The 23,847-nt window shown below is 33.9% G+C and carries 19 protein-coding genes; 1 reads left to right on the plus strand and 18 read right to left on the minus strand.

Annotated features, from left to right (window positions below; all coding sequences use genetic code 11):
• Positions 1-3: 3 nt before the first annotated feature.
• The 5 genes from APR43_RS15625 to APR43_RS15645 form a co-directional block, all read right to left on the minus strand.
• Positions 4-1,392: a TolC family protein gene (locus APR43_RS15625; RefSeq protein ID WP_053471647.1), complete on the minus strand. Its 1,389-nt coding sequence runs from the start codon at positions 1,390-1,392 to the stop codon at positions 4-6.
• 81 nt (positions 1,393-1,473) lie between these two features.
• Complete coding sequence (locus APR43_RS15630) at positions 1,474-2,592, minus strand: efflux RND transporter periplasmic adaptor subunit (RefSeq protein WP_053471648.1); 1,119 nt, start codon at positions 2,590-2,592, stop codon at positions 1,474-1,476.
• 42 nt (positions 2,593-2,634) lie between these two features.
• Positions 2,635-3,900, minus strand: a complete 1,266-nt coding sequence (locus APR43_RS15635; RefSeq protein ID WP_053471649.1) for an ABC transporter permease — start codon at positions 3,898-3,900, stop codon at positions 2,635-2,637.
• Positions 3,901-3,902: 2 nt separating this feature from the next.
• Positions 3,903-5,147 carry an ABC transporter permease gene (locus APR43_RS15640; protein ID WP_053471650.1) on the minus strand — a complete coding sequence of 415 codons (1,245 nt, stop codon included), beginning with the start codon at positions 5,145-5,147 and terminating at the stop codon, positions 3,903-3,905.
• Positions 5,140-5,841, minus strand: coding sequence for an ABC transporter ATP-binding protein (locus tag APR43_RS15645; protein WP_053471651.1), 702 nt, complete (start codon positions 5,839-5,841; stop codon positions 5,140-5,142). The genes APR43_RS15640 and APR43_RS15645 overlap by 8 nt, the downstream gene beginning before the upstream one ends.
• Positions 5,842-6,019: 178 nt before the next feature.
• Between APR43_RS15645 and APR43_RS15650 the strand changes: the two genes are divergently transcribed.
• A complete protein-coding gene (locus APR43_RS15650) occupies positions 6,020-7,426 on the plus strand; it encodes a DUF4403 family protein (protein ID WP_053471652.1) in 1,407 nt (468 codons plus the stop codon).
• 29 nt (positions 7,427-7,455) lie between these two features.
• Here the strand turns inward: APR43_RS15650 and APR43_RS15655 are convergent, their stop codons facing one another.
• The 13 genes from APR43_RS15655 to sprA all read right to left on the minus strand — a co-directional run bounded on the left by APR43_RS15655 (position 7,456) and on the right by sprA (position 23,823).
• Positions 7,456-7,713, minus strand: coding sequence for a hypothetical protein (locus APR43_RS15655; RefSeq protein ID WP_053471653.1), 258 nt, complete (start codon positions 7,711-7,713; stop codon positions 7,456-7,458).
• Positions 7,703-8,287, minus strand: coding sequence for a DUF420 domain-containing protein (locus APR43_RS15660; RefSeq protein WP_053471654.1), 585 nt, complete (start codon positions 8,285-8,287; stop codon positions 7,703-7,705). The genes APR43_RS15655 and APR43_RS15660 overlap by 11 nt, the downstream gene beginning before the upstream one ends.
• A gap of 2 nt (positions 8,288-8,289) precedes the next feature.
• Positions 8,290-8,976, minus strand: coding sequence for an SCO family protein (locus tag APR43_RS15665; RefSeq protein WP_053471655.1), 687 nt, complete (start codon positions 8,974-8,976; stop codon positions 8,290-8,292).
• Positions 8,977-8,987: 11 nt separating this feature from the next.
• Complete coding sequence (locus tag APR43_RS15670; RefSeq protein WP_053471656.1) at positions 8,988-9,644, minus strand: hypothetical protein; 657 nt, start codon at positions 9,642-9,644, stop codon at positions 8,988-8,990.
• A 78-nt stretch (positions 9,645-9,722) separates the two neighbouring features.
• Positions 9,723-10,073, minus strand: a complete 351-nt coding sequence (locus APR43_RS15675) for a cytochrome C oxidase subunit IV family protein (protein WP_053471657.1) — start codon at positions 10,071-10,073, stop codon at positions 9,723-9,725.
• 18 nt (positions 10,074-10,091) lie between these two features.
• A complete protein-coding gene (locus tag APR43_RS15680) occupies positions 10,092-11,078 on the minus strand; it encodes a cytochrome c oxidase subunit 3 (protein WP_053471658.1) in 987 nt (328 codons plus the stop codon).
• Between the two features lie 42 nt (positions 11,079-11,120).
• Positions 11,121-11,708, minus strand: coding sequence for a heme-copper oxidase subunit III (locus APR43_RS15685; protein ID WP_053471659.1), 588 nt, complete (start codon positions 11,706-11,708; stop codon positions 11,121-11,123).
• A 2-nt stretch (positions 11,709-11,710) separates the two neighbouring features.
• Positions 11,711-12,613 carry a heme o synthase gene (gene cyoE, locus APR43_RS15690; RefSeq protein ID WP_053471660.1) on the minus strand — a complete coding sequence of 301 codons (903 nt, stop codon included), beginning with the start codon at positions 12,611-12,613 and terminating at the stop codon, positions 11,711-11,713.
• A 158-nt stretch (positions 12,614-12,771) separates the two neighbouring features.
• On the minus strand, positions 12,772-14,886 hold the full coding sequence (locus tag APR43_RS15695) for an energy transducer TonB (RefSeq protein WP_053471661.1): 2,115 nt from the start codon (positions 14,884-14,886) through the stop codon (positions 12,772-12,774).
• Between the two features lie 19 nt (positions 14,887-14,905).
• A complete protein-coding gene (gene deoC / locus APR43_RS15700) occupies positions 14,906-15,646 on the minus strand; it encodes a deoxyribose-phosphate aldolase (RefSeq protein ID WP_053471662.1) in 741 nt (246 codons plus the stop codon).
• Positions 15,647-15,760: 114 nt separating this feature from the next.
• On the minus strand, positions 15,761-16,144 hold the full coding sequence (locus tag APR43_RS15705; protein ID WP_053471663.1) for a VanZ family protein: 384 nt from the start codon (positions 16,142-16,144) through the stop codon (positions 15,761-15,763).
• Positions 16,137-16,517: a glycine cleavage system protein GcvH gene (gene gcvH / locus APR43_RS15710; RefSeq protein WP_053471664.1), complete on the minus strand. Its 381-nt coding sequence runs from the start codon at positions 16,515-16,517 to the stop codon at positions 16,137-16,139. Before gcvH ends, APR43_RS15705 begins: the two co-directional genes overlap by 8 nt.
• A gap of 85 nt (positions 16,518-16,602) precedes the next feature.
• A complete protein-coding gene (gene sprA / locus APR43_RS15715; RefSeq protein WP_053471665.1) occupies positions 16,603-23,823 on the minus strand; it encodes a cell surface protein SprA in 7,221 nt (2,406 codons plus the stop codon).
• Between the last annotated feature and the right edge of the window lie 24 nt (positions 23,824-23,847).

Raw genomic sequence — 23,847 nt, forward strand, 5'->3', positions numbered from 1 at the left:
AAATTATTTTGTAATAATTGGAACAATTGGAATTCCGAAATAGAACTCAAGTATTTTTATTTTGAACATGTAATCGTATTTCGTTCTGATAACATCAGATTGTGCATTTGTCAACAAAGTTTGTGCTTGTGTAAAATCGAATGAATTCATTAAACCAACATCATACTTTTCTTTAGCATAATTATATGCCTGCTGTCTTGCTTCTAAAGTAATCGTTGAAGATTCATAAGTATTTAAAGCGCCTTTTGCATCTGTAAATGCTGTATAAACGTTACGTTGCAAATCTAAACTTTTTTGCTCTAAATCTATTTTAGATTTCTCTAAACTTACTTTGTTTCTTTCAACATTATTTTTTACAGAGAAGCCATTAAATATTGGAACACTTAACTGAAAACCAAAATTGTGTCCTTTATTATCACTAAACTGATCAAAAACCGGATCTGGTCCTGCATAAATAGGTTGTTTAGTAACAGGATCAGTTCCAATTAGTCGATCACTGTAACTTGCGCTGGTACTGAATTGGTAAAAACCTCTCAAAGTTGGCTGATAAGCTCCCTTTGCAATTGCAACGTTCTTTTCGGCGATTTCAAGATTAGTCTGAGCTAATTTTAATTCAGTTCTTGTTTCTTTTGCTTTATTGTAAATATCAATTGGGTTTTGCGCCATGATATTATTTTCATCTTTAGCATTTGTATCATCAATTACATCAAAATCTGCAAATTCTTTTAATTGTAAAAGCTGCGCCAAACTTAATTTCGAAATCAACAAATTGTTTTCAGAAACGGTAATATTTTGTTTATCTGTAGCAACAGTTGCTTTTAAATCAAATAAATCTCCACGCGGAATTGTTCCTGCATTTACCATTTCTTCAGAACGAGAATAACGTTTTTCGTCGATCGCTAATTGTTCTTTCTTTATTTTTAAATCTTCTTTGTTAGATAAAATCTGAAGAAAAGCATTGGCAACATTCAACGAAATATCTTCCTGCATTTTCAGCAGTTGATATTTTGATGCTATAATAGAAAGACTAGCTCTTCTATATGCATTTTGATTTTGCAGACCTTTGTAAATATCAACATTTGCGTTTACCCCTAATGAAGAATATTGTGTTGTTTGTGTAGTCGCAATATTCGTAACAGGGTTAACGTTCAAACCGATATTCCATGAATGTGAAGCATTTCCATTTACTGTTGGAAGATAACTTCCTAATGCTCCTCTTTTGTCAATAGTTGCAGTTTTGACATCCAGTTCAGATAATTTAATTGTAATGTTATTGTCTAATGCGTATCGCACACATTCTTCGAGTGTCCATTGTTTTGATTGTGCGTGTCCGGCTAATCCAAACCCGAACAACATAGCAAAAACAAGACTATTATATTTATTTATTTTCATATATTTTGAATGAAAGCGCAGTAAACCAAACTACGCAAATTTAACATTTTTTAAAACCAAAAAACTCTTTACAGCCTCAAATTATTTTTTCTCTTCTTTCTCGTCAATTAAACCCTGATTCCAGATTTTAATTTTATCCGTGTTTTTGATTCCGCTTTTAACCTGAACGTAAATTCCGTCGCTTACACCTAAAACTAAATCTCTTCTTTCAAATTTTTGAGGTGCTGTTTCAACTTCTACATATGGTTTTTGAGTTTTTTTGTCAAACTGAACTAATGATTCTTTGATAGCTAAAACCTTGTCAGCTTTTTCAAGAATAATAGATGCATTTGCACTTAAACCGGCTCTAATAAATGTATCATCTCTATTTTCTAATCTTGCTTTTATTTCAAACTGAATTGCTCCGTTTTCTACAACTCCTTTTGGTGCGATATCCGTTAAAACTGCTTCGAATTTTTTATTTTCAATTGCTCCAACAGTTATTTCAATTGCCATTTTTTCTTTAATTTTTCCAACCTCAGATTCATCAATTTTTCCAATAAAAATCATTCTTCCAACATCGGCAACACTTGCAATTGTAGTTCCTTCGTTGAAATTATTACTTTCAATAACCTGGTTACCCACTTTTACAGGAACTTGTAAAACCATTCCGTTTACTGTTGAACGAATTAAGGTATTAGCATAACTTCCTAATGAAGTCGTTGTACCTGTTTTAACGATATCTAAGTTTTGTCTTGCAGCCAGATACGTTTGTTTTGCTTGTTTGTAAGCTACTTGTGCCGCATCAAAATCATTGGCAGAAATTACATCTTTATCAAAAAGTGTTTTTTGTCTTTGAAAGATTTTCTCCTGATTGTCTAAAGCAATTTTAGCCGTCTGAACCTGATTTTGAGTACTGCTTACATTAGATACGTTGGCTACAACTCGAATTTTAGCAATCATATCTCCCGCTTTGATTTTTTCTCCTGCTTTGATATAAACTTCTTCAATAATACCTGAAATATTTGGTTTGATTAATACCTCTTCATCAGGCTGAATATTACCAGTCGCAATTGTATTTTTTACGATTGTTTTAATCTCTGCTTTCTCCGTTTTAAAAACAATTGGCGATTCTTGATTCTTTGCGTACAAATAGTAAAGCGCGCCAAAAAAGACTACTGCAATTAAAATTAAAATGGTTACGGTTACTCCTTTTTTCATTTTGTTTTTTAGTTTAATCGATTATTTTTTTGATTGATAATTTTATTCTGTTCGTAAAGCATCTACTGGCTTTACATTAATTGCGGTCTGCGCCGGAATAAATCCTGCCAGCAAACCAGATCCTACTAATATTACTAAGGCAACAAATACAACTCCTAAGTCAACACTCGGGTTGGCAAACATGGTATCGTTGCCGGGGGGCATGGAATCTAACGCCAAATTTAAGAGGGCAATAATTCCTGTTGCGACGGCAATACCAAACATTCCTGAAATGATCGTTAAAAATATAGATTCAGATAAAATCTGACTGCGAATTGCTCCCGGCGTTGCGCCTAAAGCTCTTCTAATTCCTATTTCTTTCGTACGTTCTTTAACTACAATCAACATAATATTTGAGATTCCAATAACACCTGAAATCAAAACTAATGTCCCAACAAAATAGGCGATGATTTTCAAGATATTAAATAAACTCTGCACTTTATTGAATTGTTCATACAAATCAAAATTCCCTACTGCCCTGTCATCTGCAGGATTAATGGAATGAAGCCCTTTTATTATTTCTAAAATTTTAGGTTTCAAGTCCGTAATCGAGGTTTCATCTTTTGCCGTAAGTGCCATCCATCCTACTTTATCTCCATAATTAAAAGCCTGTTGAAATGTTGTAAACGGAATAAAAATATTTTTTTGTTCCTGTTCTGCATTTCCTCCTTGCTGTTTAGATTTATAAACGCCAACAACCATAAAGTTGATACCGTTAACTTTAATATAAGTTCCAACAGCTTCTTCTTCTTTTCCGTAAAGCTCGCTGATAACCCCTTTTCCAATTACGGCAATTTTTCTTTTATCCAGAATGTCCTGCTGGTTTATAAATCTGCCTTTTATGATATCCATCGGCTGTTGTTTAATCAACTCCGGATAATCTCCATAAATCGTAAAAGCAGAAGTTTTTGTTCCTCGAACCACATTATTTGTTCCGTTAAAATCTCCTAACTGATTTCTTGGCGAAACATATAATAAATCTGGCAAAGCCGCTTTTAAAGCTGCAACATCACTATTTCTAAAATCATAACGACGTGTTTTTGGCAGTCCTTTATAGGCTTTAGAAGTTGTCTGGCTCCACATAAACATCGTATTTGTGGCAATTCCGTCAAAACCTTTTTTAATTCCGTTTTCCAAACCGTTACCGGCTGCAAGCAAAATCACCAAAATAAAAATTCCCCAAAATACACCAAAAGCAGTCAGAATAGTTCTGAAGGGATTCGCCGTTAAGGCCTGTAAAATTTCATCCCAATTATCTTTTTTAAACATGATTATTCGTCTCTAAGTGCTACAATAGGTCTAATTTTGGCTGCTCTGTATGCTGGGAAAAACCCTGCTACGGCGCCTGCAAATACAAGTAAAAATAGTGTTGTTAAAGCCACACTAAAATCTACTTCTGGATTTCTGAAATATTCACTCTGAACCATTGGCCCAACAAATTCCAACAACAGTAAACTGGCTAAAAGTCCCGTAAAACCTGCTATCGTTGTAATAAAAATAGATTCGTGAAGTATCATCGAAATAATAGAAAATGGCGATGCACCTAATGCTTTTCTAATTCCAATTTCTTTGGTTCTTTCTTTTACAATAATCAGCATGATATTACTTACACCCACAACTCCGGCGATAATAGTACAAATACCAACCCACCAGAAAAACAATCTGATATATAAATTTAAATCATAAAACTGCTTAGCATCTTTAACCGAGTTATAGGCATTTATTCCGCCGTCATCATCCGGAGCTACAACATTTTTACTTTTCAATAATTCCTTTAATTCTTTAGTAAACTTTTCAGATTGTGCTAAAGCTTCATCATAATTATCCGTCTTTTTTAAAGTAAAAAATATGTTGCTGATTTTGTCTCCGGCACCAAAAGTTCTTTGTACAGTTGTCAAAGGCAGATAAGCTCTTGCTTCTTCTCTTTCTCCTCCCGGATCTGTAAATATTCCAATTACTTTAAAATTGATATTGTTGATTAGAATTTCTTTTCCAAGAGCGTCTTTGTCTTTAAACAAATCGGTTTTTATTTTCATCCCGATTGTAGCGACTTTTTCGTTATTTTCTAAATCCTTACTATTTATATATCGTCCCTGAACTATCGTAAGGTTTTCAATTCCGCCATAATCAGGATTAACACCTCTGTATTGATAATTTCCATTTTCTTTACCGTAAGCAAATTGCGCTCCCCAATAATTTTGTGTTGAAGCTCTTAAATCTAATTTGTCCTCAAATTTTTGAACAGATTGATTGTAATCGCTATTTCTAAACTGAATCTGTCTTCCGGGATTCAGTCCTTTATATTCTTTTGTAGTCGTACCAGACCAAACCTCAATAATTCCAGCGGCATCGCGCTCGAATTGTTTTTCAATCCCATTTTGAAGCCCTTTTCCCGCTCCAAGCAAAATCACCAAAATAAAAATCCCCGATGCCACCGATACTCCTGTCAAAAAAGTTCGGAGTCGGTTTTTGGAAATTGCATCAAATATTTCCTGCCAACGCTCAATATTAAACATAAGATGAAGCTCTAACTTGTTCTACTAATTTATCGTCGATAATTAATCCATCTTTCAGGACTACATTCCTTTTGCACATTGCGGCAATATCAGGTTCGTGTGTAACGATCAAAATTGTTTTTCCTTCATCGTTAATTCCTTGAATAAGTTCCATAACTTCATAAGAAGTTTTGGTATCTAAAGCTCCAGTTGGCTCATCGGCCAATAAAACTTTTGGGTTTGAAGCCAGTGCTCTTGCAATTGCAACACGCTGTTTCTGACCTCCCGAAAGTTCGTTTGGCAAGTGATGAGAATGTGAACCCAAACCTACTTTTTCAAGATATTTCATTGCAATATCGTAACGCTCTTTTCTTTTTACACCTTGATAATACAAGGGCATAGCAACATTATCTAATGCTGATTTATAATTGATCAAATTAAAAGACTGAAAAACAAAACCTAAAAACTTGTTTCTGTATTTTGAAGCTAGGGTTTCGTTCAATTTTTTAATTGGCGTATTGTCTAAAATATAACTACCAGAATCGGCTTCATCCAGAATTCCTAAAATATTAAGAAGAGTGGATTTTCCAGATCCTGATGATCCCATAATCGCTACTAATTCTCCTTCGGCAATATTAAAATTTATTCCTTTCAACACATGCAGTTCCGAACTTCCCATTTTATAGGATTTATGCAAATCTTTAATTTCGATCATGGTATTGTTAAATTTTTAAAACAATAATAATATATTTTATAAGTAAATTATGATAATAAAACGTTAATAATTGTGTTTCATTATCTAAATAAGACGGCAGTTGTTATCAAATGTTACACTTTATCAGGATAATTTAATAGTTTTCTTAATTTTGCTTCACTTAAAAAAATCATTAATTATGAAATTTTTTTCCATAATCTCAGTGTTTGCGGTAACTGCCACATTCTTTAGCTGTTCAACTTCTCAAAAATTAGAAACTTTAAAACCAGAACCAGATGATGCAAGTCCGTTAATTTATGATGCCAATCCTTCCTTCATAAATCTGCCTATTACGGTTAAACTGAATGACATTGAAAATCAAACCAATACACTCTTAAATGGATTGATTTATGAAGACAACAATATTGAAGATGACGATATTGAAATGAAAATCTGGAAACAGGCTCCAATAAAAATTCAAAATGATCCTGCAAATCCGGATAAAAAGATAAAAACAATTCTTCCGCTAAAAGCGACTATTAAATACCGAATTGGAACAAAAAAAATGGGTATTGAACTTTACGATACGAGAGAATTTAATTTAAACGGTGTTATTACATTATCCAGCGATGTTGCTTTAACGAATTGGAAACTGAATACTAAAACCGAATTCAGATCTTTAGACTGGAACGAAAGTCCAACGATGACTGTTTTTGGAAAAAATATGCCGATTACTTATTTGATTAATCCGGCAATTTCCATTTTTAAATCTAAACTGGAACATAAAATTGATGAGGCAATTGAAAAATCTATGGATTTTAAACCGAATGTTTTATCGGCTTTAGAAAAAATCTGCACGCCTTTTCAAATGAGCGATACTTATGAAAGCTGGTTAAGAATTGTTCCTGTTGAAGTTTATTCTACCAATGCAAAACTTAAAAATGATTCTTTTTTACTCGAAATGGGAATGAAATGCAATATGGAAACTATTGTAGGCAAACAGCCGGAATCTAAGTTCAATGCAAGTAAGATTGTTTTAAAACCGGTTACTAAAATCCCAAATCAGATATCGGCAAATATTGCGGCGATTTCAAGTTATATTGATGCTTCAAAAATTATGACGAAGAATTTTGCCGGACAGGAATTTGGTTCTGGAAGCAAAAAAGTAACGGTAAAAAATGTTTCAATCTGGCACAAAAACGGAAAAATGATTATTGCGCTTGATGTTCTGGGTTCTATAGACGGAACGCTTTATTTAAACGGAATTCCGCAATATAATGCACAGACAAAGGAAATTTATTTCGACAAACTGGATTATGTTTTAGATACCAAAAGCAAACTAATGCGAACTGCAAACTGGCTTGCGCAAGGTTTTGTATTAAGAAAAATGGAAGAAAGCTGCAGATATTCTATTCAGCCTAATTTAGAAGAAGGCAAAAAGAGCATGGCCGCTTATCTTAAAAATTATTCGCCAATGCCGGGCGTTTTTGTAAACGGAAAAATGGACGATATTCAGTTTGATAAAATTCAATTAACAAATCAGGCGATTATCGCTTTTATCAAAATAAACGGAACTGTAAATGTCTCCGTAAACGGATTAAAATAAACGAATTGAAATAAAAAAATGCAGTATAATTATACTGCATTTTTCTTTTTAGATCGGTACATCTTATAAATAAGAAAACCAATTATAGCTACAAGCAAATACGGGATTATCATTAAAAAAACGATTCCGTCATTTACAGCTTCTGCTTTCTTTATGTTAGAATCTCCTGCGAGTGCGGCACGGCACATAGCACATTGAGCATTAGAAGAAATTCCAATTAGGAAAATACAAATTCCAAAAATAAAGCTTTGGAATTTGGAATTTGAGTTTTGAGTTTTAGTTTGCATAATAAGGAGAAATCATTAAATAAACTACAACACCTGTTACCGCAACATATAACCAAAGCGGGAATGTTATTTTAGCTATTTTTTTGTGTTTATCAAAACGCTTCGCAAGTGCTCGCACATAGGTTACCAATACAAACGGAATGATTATGATGGATAAAAGAATATGTGTGATTAAAATAAAAGCATATATATATCTAACAGCACCAATTTTAGCTTTTTCTACTGCATCTAAAATTCCGTCATGATTTACATCACCAAATTTAGTAGAATCAGCAGTCATATGATACGCAACATACATCGCCAAAAAAGCCAAAGACAAAGCAATTGCAAAAGTCATTAAACGTTCGTGTAGTTTAAGTTTTCCGTTTTTAACGGCAATTACTGCTGCAACTAAAACAATCGCTGTAAGACCGTTTGTAGAAGCATAAATTGGAGGTAAAAAGGAAAGTGGTTCTACATTGATTCCAAAATCTTTTAATTTGATTGCAAAAAGAATCCCTACAAGTACCGGTATAACAATTGAAACAGCAATAATATATTTATTGTATTTTTTTTCTAATGAATGATCTTCCATTTTTATTCTTCTAATAGTATTTTAATATCTTCCTGAATTTCTCTAACGCCTTTTTTATCTAAACCATCATAGTAGATATTTGGATTTCCAAATTCATCTTTTCGGCAGCGAATGTTTCCGTCTTTATCAATCAAAGCAAACAATCCAGAATGTTCAAAACCTCCGCTTACTTTTGAATTTTCTCCGGCATAAAGATTAAAACCTTTGTTAGACAAATCCATAATTGTGGCTCTGTCTCCAGTTAAAAAATTCCAGGTTGAAGATTTTACACCTAATAATTTTGCATGATCTTTTAAAACCTGCGGTGTATCATGAGTTGGATCAATGGTAATAGAAACGATTCCGAAATTAGGATTGCCAAAAAATGTTTTTTCAATTTCCAACATGCTCATATTCATCTTTGGGCAGATTGACGGACAAGTTGTGAAGAAAAATTCTAAAACATATACTTTTCCTTTATAGGTTGCATTAGATACTTTAACGTTATCCTGATTCGTCAATTCAAATTTTGGAGCTGCACCAATCGTTAATAATTTTGCGTCTTTAGAACTTTTAGAACCAACATTATCTAAACGATTACCTTTTACAACATCACCATTTTTAATTCTGTCAACAATTTTTGGCACTGCATAGATTCCGAAAATCAAAATAATAAACGAAATCCCTATGTAAGATTTATTTTTGAACATTATATGTGTATTTAAAGTTGTTTTGTGGCGTTATGGTTCTTTTTAAGAGCGGCACGATATTCATACAAAATGATTTTAAAATCATCCAGCATTTCATTACTCAATTCAGATGGATGAAAAGTATCGTAACCTTCTTTGTATTCGTCTTTTTTATCTTTATTTCCGCCTTTGCGGCCTCTTAAGTTTCTTTCTTTATCTACAATGAAAACATTTGATGTACCTAGTTTATCATCCAGTTTTCCTTTTAAATGTAATTGGTTATAAAATGCCTGAATATCATCTGGTGAAGCAAAAACAAATTCCCATCCAGAAACATCTGTAAAAGGTTTAATCGCATCAACAAGCTTTTGAGTTTCAGTTTCTGTTCCAAGCGGGCAGATTACTACAAATTGAAGATCTTCGAAACCGTGGTAGCGTTTGTAGATTTTTTCGTTAAGGTTAAAGTAGTTTCCTCTGTTACTTAAAATATCAGAACCGGAAAAACCTAAAACGGTTATTTTTTTATCTAAAGAAACTTTTTTGCCGTCGAGAGATTTCCAGTTTCCAAAGTCAGCAATTTTTGGGGTAATTATGGGAAGTTTTGTAAAACTATTTACACCTGAAGCGAAAAACAAATAGGCTACAATGGGTAAAACAAAAAGCACAAAAAGAACTATATTTTTTTTCATTGTTTTAACGGAAGTTATTGAGGTACAAAAATAAAAAAAGCTCCGTTAAACGGAGCTTCTTTTCGAATTAATATCATGTTAAAAATTCCATTTAATAGTAGAATCTTTAAAAACCCCATAAATATAGTGTCCTTCTGTCAACAAGATGAACAATAAATATAATACCAGGAAAATAACCGGTGATACAACAGACCATCTAAGGCTGCTTTTTTCACCTTCCATGTGCATGAATGCCCATACAATATAATAAGCTTTGAATATTGTTAAGATATAAAATATCCAGTTTAACAAATTCAAACCAACAAAATGATTAAACTCTAATACTCCCGGTTTGTAAATACCAAGGATAACTTCTACTGTAGTTACTACTGATAGTAATGCAAAAACAAACCAGATTCTTTTTGTATTTGATACGTGCTCGTGTGACATAATAATTAAAATCTAAAATTAAACTAAGTAGAAAACTGTAAATACAAATACCCAAACTAAATCTACAAAGTGCCAGTATAAACCAACTTTCTCTACCATTTCGTAGCTTCTTCTTTTCTCGTAAGTTCCTAATAATACATTAAAGAAAATAATGATATTAATGATAACTCCAGAAAATACGTGGAATCCGTGGAATCCTGTGATGAAGAAGAAGAAATCAGCGAATAGTTTACTACCGTATTCATTTCTTGTTAGGTTTGCTCCTTCTACTACATATTTTGCATCAGCTAAACGAGCTTCTGATTCTGCTCTTGTTAAAACTGTTTTTTTCTTTTCAGCAGTAAGTTTTTCAGTTCTGATTAATACATCAGGGTGTGCTTTAAAACCTGCCTGAATTTCAGCAACTGTATAAGTTGGCTGTGTTTCTGCATCCTGAACGAACCAAGTTGCATGGCTTCTTGTTAATTCTTGTCTTTGTTCTGGCAATTTTACTGCAAAATCAGCAAGAGCAACTCTTGTTCCATCTGCTTTAACAAACTGCAATAAACTTCCACCTTTAGTTTCAACTGCACCGTACTCTCCTTTAATGAAGTTTTTCCACTCCCAAGCTTGAGAACCAACGAAAATTAAACCTCCAATAATAGTTAAGAACATGTACACAGCAACTTTTGTTTTCTTTAATTGGTGACCTGCATCAACAGCTAATACCATTGTTACAGATGAGAAAATCAAGATAAAAGTCATTAAGGCTACATAATACATAGGAGCCGAAACACCATGCATAAAAGGAAAGTGAGTAAACACTTCGTCAGCCAATGGCCATGTTTCAATAAATTTAAATCTAGAAAAACCGTAAGCACCTAAAAATCCAGAGAATGTCAAGGCATCTGATACGATAAAAAACCACATCATCATTTTACCATAACTTGCTCCTAGTGGCTGGATATGCTCACCGCCTCCCCAAGTTTTTTCGTCGTTATTTGCAGTAGTAACTGTCGCTTCCATAAAAGATATTCGTTAAAAAGTTCCCAAATTTACGTTTTTTTCTTATTTAAAGAAATATAAAAATAAAAATAATAATACCCATAATAAATCCAAAAAGTGCCAATACATCGCACCTAGTTCTATACCAAGAGTTTGAGTCGGATTGTATTTTTGTTTAAAATGATTATAAATTATAATTAAAAGCGAAATTAATCCGCCTGCCAAGTGCAATAGGTGCATAAGCGCAATTACATAAAGGAAAGTTGTAGTAATTGAGCTACCTTGTCCTGTCATATAATAACCGCTTTCGATAATTTGCCCGAAACCTCTAAATTGTAAAAATACAAATAGAATTCCTAAACCAAATGTTCCTAAAAGAAATGCAGAAGTTGCGCTTCTGTTTCCTTTTTCGATTGCTTTTTTCGCTAAATAAAAAGTAACACTGCAGCCAATAATAACTGCTGTACTAAAATAAAATGCAGTTGGTATTTGAAAATTACTCAACCAGTCTGCTCTTGATTTACTTACCACAAACGCACTTGCAAGTCCTGCAAACATCATGGTCATACTTACCATTGCGAACAGCAAAATCAGTTTTGCCGATTTTGATTTTCTTACCTGCTCTTCACTTATTTGAATTGCCATTTCCATAACTATCTTAAAAATTTATCTACTATAAATACAATTTGCAGCAACGAAATATACGATACGCTTACCAGCATTAATGTTCTTGCCGCTTTTGGTGTTCTTAATTGATACAAACGCACCGCATAAAATAACATCCATAAACCTAATAAAAACACTAAAACTGCTGCGATTGGCGAAATAAATAACTGCCCTGTATATCCTAAAACTGGTAATAAGGAAGCAATAATTAACCAAATCGTATATAAAATAACCTGCAAAGCTGTTTTTCTATCTTTATTTCCCGTTGGAAGCATGAAAATACCTGCCTTTGCATAATCATCATACAAAAACCATCCAATGGCCCAAAAATGAGGAAACTGCCAGAAAAACTGAATTAAAAATAATGTTCCGGCTTCGATACCAAATTCTCCTGTTGCCGCAACCCAGCCTAACATAAATGGAATTGCTCCGGGAAATGCACCAACAAAAACCGACAATGAAGTTACGGTTTTTAATGGTGTATATATGCTTGTATATAAAAATATTGATACTGCGGCAAACATTGCAGATTTTGCATTGATCGTGTACAACAATGCAATACCTATTATAGTAAGCAGACTTGCAACAATTAATGCCGTTACGGGAGACATTCTTCCGGAAGGAACCGGACGATTTTTTGTTCGATCCATTAACGAATCGATATCTTTTTCAATTACCTGATTGAAAGCGTTTGAAGCTCCAACCATGCAATAACCGCCAATTGACAAAATAAGCAGAACACTCCATTTAAAAGGATGTTCGTCATTAACTCCTAATAAATATCCGGCGATTGAAGAAAACAAAACACTAATAGCCAAGCCGGCCTTAGTTATCTCTTTGAAATCCAGAAATATTGATTTGATTGAAATTGTATTTTTAGCAGCGTTCAATACCGTAGTCTTTGTATATTTTTTTTGAGTGGTGCAAATGTACAAATTAGATTATAGAATTTGGAACTTTAAAATTAGATTTTTTCCAATAAAACCTCTACAAAATAAGAACTTTCCAATCTTTAACACTATTATTTCGAAAAATCTTATTAAAAATTCTAGTAATCAAAATACCAGTTAAAGATATCAGAACGTAAACCAATAGTAAACCAGGTCGTACTTTGTTTAAATGTTGTCGCCGTTTCCTGAGTTGGATCAAAATTTCTGTAAATAAAACTTCCGAATAATTTTAAATTTGTGATCGGATTTATTAAATATCCTCCTTGTATATCGGCAATAAAAATACTCGTTTTATTTCCCTGACCCACTTTTACACCTGTATCATAAGGACGGTTTAAATCATAGTCTTTATAGATATTTCCTCCGTAATTATAAGTGTTTTCTGCGGTATCAAAATCCAAGCCTCTTTTTCCAACCGTAAATTTAGCATCGGCAAAAAGACGTCCTTTATGGTAACGGCCAATTGCAATAAATTCTTCAAAGTTTCCTCCCCATTGATGCCCAATACTTTGATTATTATGGCCATAATTCGTAATTGGATCACTATGAGAATACACATAAGGACGAACGTGATTGTATTCTAATTGTAAAAGCAAATCTTTTACATGAAAAGCGTTGTAATATTTAGCGCCTAACTGGTAACCAAATTTATTTTTCCAGCTTTGATCTCCGGACTTCATATCGCCAATCGAGAATTCATCTAATAAAAACTGAGCGTATAAATTAACATTGTTATTCCATTTGTATTTAGACGTCATTCCTAAAAGCGCATTTCCGCTTCGGGATGATGAGGCAAACTCAACAGAACGGTAAAAAATAATAGGATTTACAAAATTAACATCAAATCCCCTGTTGTTGGTATCCGTCCAAACTACAGATTCAAAGAAACCTAAATTCAGTTTATTCGACACATTCCAGCTCAAATAATGATTCGCCATATATTTGCTTGCATACGTTCTATCGACTGTTACGTCTGGCCGAACATCTTTAAGCCACATATAAGTATTGGTATATTTAATTTTCCAAAAAGTCGTATTGATTTTAAAATAAGGATAAGGACTTGCTCCATCAGTTTCAAGTAAAGAACGATATCCGTCTCCAATAAAATTTCTTCCGTAACCTAATTGTAAGTCAAATATTTTACTTGGTGCAAAAGTAATATTGGCTTCCGCCAAAGGAAAATCGTAAGCATCTGTTTTAAATCTTTTAGCAATTCCCATTCCCGGAATAATCGCCGGATTTCCTCCAGAAGGTTTTAATGTTTCTGCATAATCATTGTAATAACCTGCAAATCTTCCCTGACTTTCAAAAATGGTTGTGGTAAAATTAATCTGTTTTCCTAAACCTCCTCTAAAATTAAGTCCGCGCGTATTTACATATGAATAAGATGCATCAAGATCTGACGCTTTCCCCATTTGCAAATCAAGAATTGGATTTAATGCCAGCCAGTAATCTTCACCCTGAATCTGAACAAGGTTTTCATTCCAAAGTTTTCTTCCCCACCAGCCTGAAACTTTTTTCTGAAGCGATTCGTTTACTGCTTTTAAATTATAATATTTTGAAACCTCAGCATAAGTATACGGTTTTGAAGCGGTATGATTATTACTTCCCACCTGGTTCATTGCGCCATCAAACTGTGCATAATAACTATGCGAAAATGGAATATTTAAATGACTTTCAAATTCAGGCATATTGTATTTTTTGTATACAATACTGTCTAATTCTGTCATTGGCTTTTCAATTGGCTTTTCAATTTCAGATGCTGCCAAAGCTTCTGCTGCAATCTGATCTGCACTTTTTAAAGGAATATCAATTGAGATAGTGTATTTTGAATAAGTCGGTTTTCCGTTATAAGTCGAAGGTTTTATTTTTGGAAATTTCCCGAAAACACGTTTTGCTTCTTCACCTAATTGATCATTTGCCGCATTTACGTAAATTACTTTAAACTCACCGTTTGCATCCACTTCAAAAAGCACCTTTACTTCTCCTTTGTAATTGTTTTGTTTTAAGTTTTCAGGAATTTGAAAATTATCATAGACAAAATTCTGCACTTCTCTGTAAAAACAGTTTTCTAAATTTTTAGACTGAAGATTTTCGCAATGCGGAAAAACAGGAAACTGCTCTGAAGTAAAATCAGGTTTTACATTAGTCTGCTGTGCAAAACCAAGTAAGGTAAACAGGGTGATAACAAAAGATAAAAAAAACTTATTCACGTAGATTGGGGCTTATGATTTAATATTGATTTGTGGTATTTTTTCCGTCTGCGATCGCTTTTGCTGCCGAAGTCCCGATGCGTTTAACTCCTAAACGAATCATTTCTACTGCATCTTCATAAGAGCGAACACCGCCGGCAGCTTTTACCGGCAAAGGCGATGCGTTTTCGAGCATCATTATAATAGTTGGAATTGTGGCTCCGTTTGGCAGATTATTTTCGGTTTTATAAAAACCTGTTGATGATTTTACAAAAACAGAAGCATAATCTTCTTTAAAATTCGATATAACAACATTTTTTATTAAAGCCGAAAGCTGAATAATTTCTTTATCCGTTAATGCTGCAACTTCAATAATCCATTTTACTGTTTTATTGCTGGCTAATCCTATTTGGCTTCCTATTAGAATTTCTTCTTTTATTAATGAAACGTCTCCGTTTTTAAAAGCTTCATAATTGCAGACAAAATCTAAATCATCGGCACCATTTTCAATCGCTTCGTTTGCTTCTTTAATCTTAGATTCCAAACTTGAATTTCCCTTTGGAAAATCTATTACGGTTCCAACCAGTAAATTCGAATTTTCTTTTAAGATCATTTCTTTGGCCAGACTCACATATTCAGGCCGAATCATGATGAGTTTAAACTTTTCCTGAATCGCTTCTGCAATTGCATTTTTAACTACAATACTATTATGCTCTTCCGAAATTCCGGCTTGAGCAGCAGTTTTTAAATAAGTAGAATCTAAGTATTGCTTAACATTCATAATATTGAAGTTAGATCGAATGGGGCAAAAATACATTTAAATTCAGAAAAAATACTGTTTTAAAAGCTTGATTTTATGCCAATAAAAAACCCACCGAAGTGGGTAATTATATTCTTATATTTTATCGATTTGTTTTTTGAAGGCTATCGCCGAAAAAACGCCTACGAATGCACCTAATGCATTTGCTAAAACATCTGTTACATCTGATGCTCGTGTTGTTGTTAAAACACTTTGCATAATTTCGATTGTTATTCCGAAGAAAACAGAAAAGATAAACGAAATCAAATACGCTTTGTAATCGTTCGCATCTTTTCCTTTAAGCTCTTTTTTAAAGAATAAGATCCAGGAAATTGTAAAGCCAAAGTGAAAACAAAAATGCACAATTTTGTCAATACTCGGAAAATTTACCGCCGGAATATTACTTGAATCTATTAAACAAAAATACGCAATGATTCCAGAGCAGATAATTGCCCAGATTAACAATAATTGTTTAGGCACCGATAAGTTGTTTATAAGCTTCGTCAGATAATAAACTATCTATTTCTGATGCATCAGCAATTTTAATTTTAATCATCCATCCAGCTCCGTAAGGATCAGAATTTACAGTTTCAGGAGCGCTTTCTAAATCTTCATTAAAAGCAATAATTTCTCCAGTTAAAGGCAAAAACAAATCAGAAACTGTTTTTACAGCTTCAACTGTTCCAAAAACCTCATCTTTATCAAGTGTCTGATCTAAAGTTTCTACTTCAACATACACGATATCCCCTAACTCTTTTTGTGCAAAATGAGTAATTCCTACAGTCGCAACATCTCCTTCGATGCTAACCCATTCGTGATCTTTTGTGTACTTTAAATTTGCTGGTATGCTCATAATAGTATGTTTGAAAATTGATATTTTAATAATTCAGCAACAAATGTAATAATCTTCTAATAAATTCTCGATTATAAACCTAAATTTAATTTCCGAAATTATATCGAAGCGTAAAACCTGATCGAATGTTCGTTAAAGGGAATGATGTTGAAATCACTGCCTTTGAGAACGAATGATCGTAATAGAATATTGCCGTAAGGTTTTTACTGAATGAATAATCTGCTGTTAATTTTAATGACCAGATATTTTGTCCGGCCGCTAATTGATTGTTATCATAATCTAAGTAACGAACTAAAGTTTGATTATTTCTAAATGAAAAATCAGCTTTTATGTTGATGTCACTTTTAATAATTCCTGTTGGATTATCCGCAAGTCTTGATGAGAATATAACATCCTTAAATCGATATCCTAAACCAACTACGTATTCAATACCTTTAACTTCTGTCAATAAATTATTGTCAAAACTCATGGATAATGCTCTGTCTTTTTTAATTTCAGAAAGAACTCTCAGCGAGCTTTTCAACTCAAAATCCATCCTAATTAATGGGCTGAACTGTTCTACCAAGTTGATATTCGACATAATAATTTTATTGAAGAAATTGGTATTAACGTCCTGCACTGTTGGCGTATCATTATAATCAAAATTTGATCTAAACTGATTGATTGTATACGATGCTCTATAATTATGCTGTAATGAAAAACGCTTGAATTTATCTTTGAAATATTTGTAACGCATTAATCCATTGTACTTAATACTCCAGTTTGGAATTGGGAAACTTCTAAATATATCTGTTGATGAACTAGAAGCATCATTTCCTGCATACGCCGCAAGGAATGACGGCAATAATACGGCCTGATTACTCTTAGTATACCCTATTGGATATCCTTCATTGGCTGTATAAATCGCGTAATTTGGAGCTGTCGGTGCCGGAATTGGATTGTTCACATCTCCATATCTTGGAATCTCAACTCCTGAACCGTAATGCTGCTCTGCCAAACGGTTTGCAATTATTAAACGGTTATTTCTAAAATCATCAAATGCAGCTGACTCATTTTCGTTGCTGGTTTGAAAAGCTGTCTTTATTAATACTGTCGAAATAGAGAACATTCCATAAGTATAAGGAGACAACGGCATATATTCACGAGTCGCCGGATCAACCGTATATTGTTCTGAAGTATTTTCAGAATAAGAACGGTCCATCGATAAATCAACTTTTAAATCTGGCAGTAAATCAATATTAGCCGTAACCTTCAACAATTTATTTGTAACCTGCGAATAGCTTTGGTTGAAATCCTGATAAGTTGTTAACCATCCGTTTTTAGCCGCTTCGTAACGTACATCATCCTGACTTCCGAAAATAAATCCTAAACTTGGTTTAGATGTTCCTAAGAAACCAATACTTGGCGTATAACCCGGTAAAACGGTTCCGCTGTTTTTAGTATAATTAATCTGTACATTTTTAAGACTTGTTAATACGCCAATTAAACCATCGTAAAACGGACTGCTGCTTACTACTGGTTTAGCTGTATTTACAATTTTTTCTCCCGGTTTTGGCGGAGCTGCCGGTTTAGGTTTCGCTTGCTTTTTTGCACCAGGAACTAAACCTAAATACTTATACAACGTAGCCATAGTTAAGGTCGTTGTAAGCGTATTTGAGTTTGCATTTTGAATTGTATTTCCTAAATCATAAATAGCACCGGTATTAGGATCTTCATATTGAGAAAACGCTGTTGATGAACGCTGCCAGTTATAATCTGCCGTATAAGAATAACTCGCTTTTACAAAACTAAAAATTGGAATTTTGTTAATTGGAATCTCATAATTCAAGACCAATTGCTGTGCGTGCTGGTTTGGCGTTCCAATATCAAAGTAATCATCCCAGATATTAAAATCTTCTTTTGGAGTATTATCATCGTTTAAAAAGTTTCGAACAATGTTATTTGATGTTGCACTATAATTCAGCTTTAAAGATTTGGTTAAATTAAAACCAAAACCATATTGATAATTAAAGGCAAAATTTCTTCTGTAAAGCGGATCAAGTCCAATACTATTTTCAGTTAACTCAACTTCTCTAAACTGCTGGCGATTGCTTTGTCTTAAAATATTAGAGTTGAAAGATATATTTGAAGGAAGATAATTAAAGTTGAAATCACTTAGCAATTTCCAGTAATCACTTTTCTTCATGAATTTAGTACTCTTAAACGGAACAACTTCTTTTGGCTGGAATGTGTAAGCATAGTTTACAGCCGTATTTGATTGTTCGTCTTCATAGTTTTCAACTTCATAATCATGACGTTCCACCTGATTGTAGGATTGTGAAAATGTAAAATTCTCCACATCATAAACATGAGGTTTTTGCTCTTGCGCTCTGTCTTTTCTTACGCCGATAAAGTTGATACTTTTTCTTTTTGTATAATCTACCGCACGGGTTCTAATATTGTCTTTTTCTGCCTGATCTGTTGTTTCTCTAATTAATTGATCTAACTTAATATCCTGGTTGAACGGATCATATTCCGGAGTAATTACTTCTTCGCCAATTGCATAATTAAATGGCAGGTTAATTCCCCATTTTTTAGGCAGTAATTTTCCTAAGTTTAAATTGGTTACAATGTTATACTGCTGAATATCTTCACGGCTGCGTTCATTTGCTCCCTGCTCTAAAGAACCGAAACCAATTGTACTTTTTCTACCCGTTGCAGAAAGTGTAGCAAGATCGGCCATATTGGTGTCGACATTTAATATCGCCGCCATACCGCCTTTATTTTCTAAATCAGACATACGAAGTTCGTTAAACCAAACCTCTCCTTTAATATCTTTATGATCCGCCCTACTCTTTACTCCCACCATTAAATTTCGGACTAAACCGAAGTTAGGATTTCCTTTAATACCTAAAGTTAATCTGTCGCTTCCGTCACCACCTTCAACATCCGGGTCATTATCCGGGTAATAAATACCATTGACATCTCTTTTAGTAGAATTGATATCAATGCTCATCCCTTTGATTTTCATTTTAGTCAGCAATTCGAGCGCCAAATCAATATCATTTTCTTCCATCCAAACCTGATCCGGACTTATGTTACAAGATGCTCCTGTAGGAGTTACTTTTAACGGAATTTCTACTTGATAAAAGTTTTGTGTAAAGTCATTTCCAAAACGAATGAAACCTACCATTTCATCATTTTCAAGTGTGTTTTCACGTGGTAAAGATTCTGCGTGTAAAAACATTTTCAGTTTTTTATACTGACGCATATCAACACTTACGTTTTTGAAAACTGCTCTCGAATCCTGATATTGTAACCCTGAACCCGCAACTCTTACTGCTAATGCCTGTTCGTTTTGATTAATAACTGTATTGTTATTGTACAGCTGTTCTCTTTGTACTCCCGGAGGAATTACATAGTTAACTGGACATTTATTGCTGTTTTCCTGAATATTTACGGCTGCAACATCAAATTCTACAGTAGAATCTTCCGGTTTTGGGTGATTAACATCTAATGTTCCTGTATATCTTCTCCATTCTCCTCTTACTAAATCTAAAGCACCAAAACGTACTGTGGCCTGACTGCTAAATCCGGTCATGAACATACGCATGAAACGAATAGATCTAAAGTCTGTAATGTTTCCAATCGTATTTTGCGGCTGCGAAACAGGGATTTTAAATTGAATCCATCTGGCAGTTGTTGTTCCTCCATTTGGCAATTCTATAGGTCCTAAATCACCCGGTTCACGAATATCTGTAATGTAGTTTTGACCAATCTGCATTCCTGGTTTAATATCAATACTATATTCATAATACGCATTGATGGTACTCATTGTGTTGTCACGGTTAATATCTTCAACATCCGGCAGAGTTGTAGAACCACGATTAGGATCGTCGATGCTTACTGCAGAGTTTCCTTCTGTACCGTTATAATTTTTATAGCGTTCTAAAACGCCTCCATCTGTATTTAAATAATACGTATAATCATCTGCAGCCGGATCTGCCTCGCCTGCATAATTGGTATAAATTTGACCTTCCTGAGAACTTGGCAATCCATCTAAACCAATATCCTGATTTTTTCTATTGTCAGGATTAGTATCAAAAGCATAAATTAAAGATTGCGAAGCCGGAACATCTCCCCAAAGCGGCCTCGGATTAACCTTAATTTGATCTGGTCCTAATCCGTTTTCGTATTGCTTTCTTCCGTCTTTTAAAACATCTTCAGAAATTTCTCCTAAGTTGAAATAAATTTTACCTGTATTATTTGCCGGTGCTTCTGAGTTTCCGACATAAGGATCAAGAACCCAAAACTGAATATATTCGACATTTCCCTGCTCAAAATTGGTTGAATTTAAAGCACGCATAATTCCACCAAAATTTGTTGCCGGATTAGTGGATGCAAAATTGGGATTATTATTATACGGACCTCTTTCAGATGGATAATACGTTAAATCAAGTGTATTGACTACCTGTATCTGCCCTTGAGCAATATCTGTATTTGGATATAGCTCTCTGCTGTAAATTCTTCTTGTTGTATTTAATGATAAATCATCATTTGAGATTCCTGATGGTTTTGAGGTATAAAATACCGGATCAATGGTATACCAGGATAATTTTGCTCTCTTAAAACCGTACTCTAAAGTATTAAAACCTGCATTAAAGGTATTATCTGCATCATTATTAATAAATGGAACAGAAGATAAACTCCATGCATAAGCAGAACGCATATCTATAGTTGACTGCGAACCTTCAAAATCATCAACATAAATTGTTGCTTCTCCTTCAAAATCACTGGCTTTTGGCGCATCTGGTTTTAAAAATGCAACTTCACCACGAATAGATAAATTCGAAGGAACATCTGTATCAACATTTGGAAGTTTGTTTGCTAATCTGGTTAAGAATGGAACTTCTGTTGAATAGTTTCCGTTGAATCCAAAAATGGTATTGTTTACAGATTCCTGACCATAACTTGATTTTTGGGTAAATGGTCTTTCTGTCATTTTTAAGAAAGTTCCGCCCACTACAAATTTATCCGAAATTTTATGCTCGACATTTAATCCCATAAATCTTCGGGTCTGCTGTCCGAAGATGGAGTTATTTTCTAACGAAACTTCAATTGGCGTATTTGATGCCTGCAATGATGGATCAAGAATTTGAACCCTTCCTAATTGGTAATCGACGCTGTAATCTATTCCTTCAACCAAAACTCTTCCGGCCGCTGTAACGACAACAGAACCTTGCGGCACGTTAAATGCTCCAATAGGGATTCCGTTACTTCCGGATGATTTGTATTTTCCTCTTAATAAGAATTTGTTTTTATCACTGTCCTGCAATGCACCTGCTTGTGTATTTCGGTACATATTTCTAAATACATACTTCTGCTGGTTTGCATTATAGGTTGATGGATCGTTATAATTCTGACCACCATCTTTCAATTTGTCAAATATAAGTTCCCCAAAAGGCTCTTTTGTGGTAAATATAATTCGTCCGTTTTGAACATCGACTGTAACACCCGGAATATAATCGAAGAAACCATCACCTCCAGCTTGTGGATCGTTATTATAATTTAAACGGTCTAGGTTGAAAACATTTAATAATGGGGTATTTTCTACCTTCATATCCGATGTTGGGTTTGAAGGGAAACTCGATCCCTGAACCGGCGTGATATAATTTATAGGCGAAGGATCTGTGTAAAGAATATTTAACCTGAAATCGTCTTGTTTAATTTGATATGCCTGCGGAATTTGATAAACGTTTTTCATCATCAGGTTCCAAACCGGATTTTGAACGTTTGTCAAATTACTTTTCAGCATTTTTAAAACTAAACTCTGTGTAATAATTGCCTGATTTGCGTTGTTATTTCCTGTTACGACTGTTCCGTCGACACCATCACTACCAAATTCTCCAACCTGATACACTTTTCCTCCAATTGTATATTCGAAGGCAACGGCAAGAATTTCATCATTTGCCAAACGCTGCTGCAAAGAAAGATATCCTAACTGCGGATTAAATGTATACTCTGCAGTAGTTAATTTTCTGGCATTTTCTAAAACAGAATAATCTGTTGCTTCACTTACGTTTGTATTGTTGAATCCGGCTTTTGCTGTTACAATTTCTCTAATTTTAGAATTCAGGAAAGAACTTGCCTGACCTATTGTTGCCGGGTCGTACTTATTATTATTGTTATCCGTTGGCGAATCTATCCCATTATTGAAAAATCCTGCAGTTGAACTAATAACTACAACCTGATTATCTGGAATTCCTGTAATTTGAGCTTCACCTAAATCCTGAAGCGCGATAATGTTTCTAAGGTTATTGTTATTGGTGCTTACACGATTTTGTTTGTTTGTTACCCAAACTTCTAATCTTGTAATCTGCACACGGCTGTCAATAAATGGATATTTTTTTAATGATGCATCGTACTTATTTCTAAAATATTGAGATAAGAAAAAGTGACGATCGCTATCGTAGTCTAAAGCATATAAATCAAAGTTTTGAACCGTTCCTCCGTTTTCTGCAACTACACTTTTTGTTTGTGATTTTTGTTCGGAGAAAACCCCTGTAATGGTTGTTTTTCCAAATTGTAATTGTGCTTTTACCCCAAATAAACTTTGTGCTCCACGTATTAACGTACTATTCAGCGGCATACTCACGTTACCTACTTCTACTTTTTGAATAATATCATCTTCAGAAGGAGTATACGCTAGTTTAAATAAGTTTTGAAATGCAAATGTTGATTGTGTATCATAATTAGCATTTACTTCTAATCTTGTTCCCACTTTCCCCATTAAACTCATACTGATACGCTGATCAAAGTCGAAAGTAAGACTTGATCTGTTTCGAGGTGAGAATGAAGGGTTGTCTTGTTTGGTGTAACGAACACCTAAATCCATTTCGACAGAACCTGTAGGTTTTACATCAATGGTATTACTTCCAAAAACGCTTTCAAAAAGACTTGAATTGATGTAGTATCTTGGCAGTAAATCTTTTTTAGCGGCTTCGGCTCCGGTTTTTTTACCATCGATTGCATCTGCTTTTTTTCTAAAATAATCTCTTCGTGATTCTTTTAGAACTAAATCTTCATATTCTTTAGGAGTTAAAACAAGAGGATAGTCGATTGAAAAGCCATCAACCGAAGTAGTGTAAATATATCGATCTGTAATGGGATCGTATTTATAAGCCGAAAGTATGCTTGGAGGATTATCGATCTCGAGTTTCCCTACAGAAAACTGAGTTTTAGTTGTATCTTGAACCGCCGGATTTACTTGTGATCGTATAACATTACCACAAAATAAAACCAGTAAAAAAATACAAATTTTACGCATACAATTGGTTATAAAAAATTGGTT

Source organism: Flavobacterium sp. NLM (assembly GCF_002210235.1).
Taxonomy (GTDB): Bacteria; Bacteroidota; Bacteroidia; order Flavobacteriales; family Flavobacteriaceae; genus Flavobacterium; species Flavobacterium panici.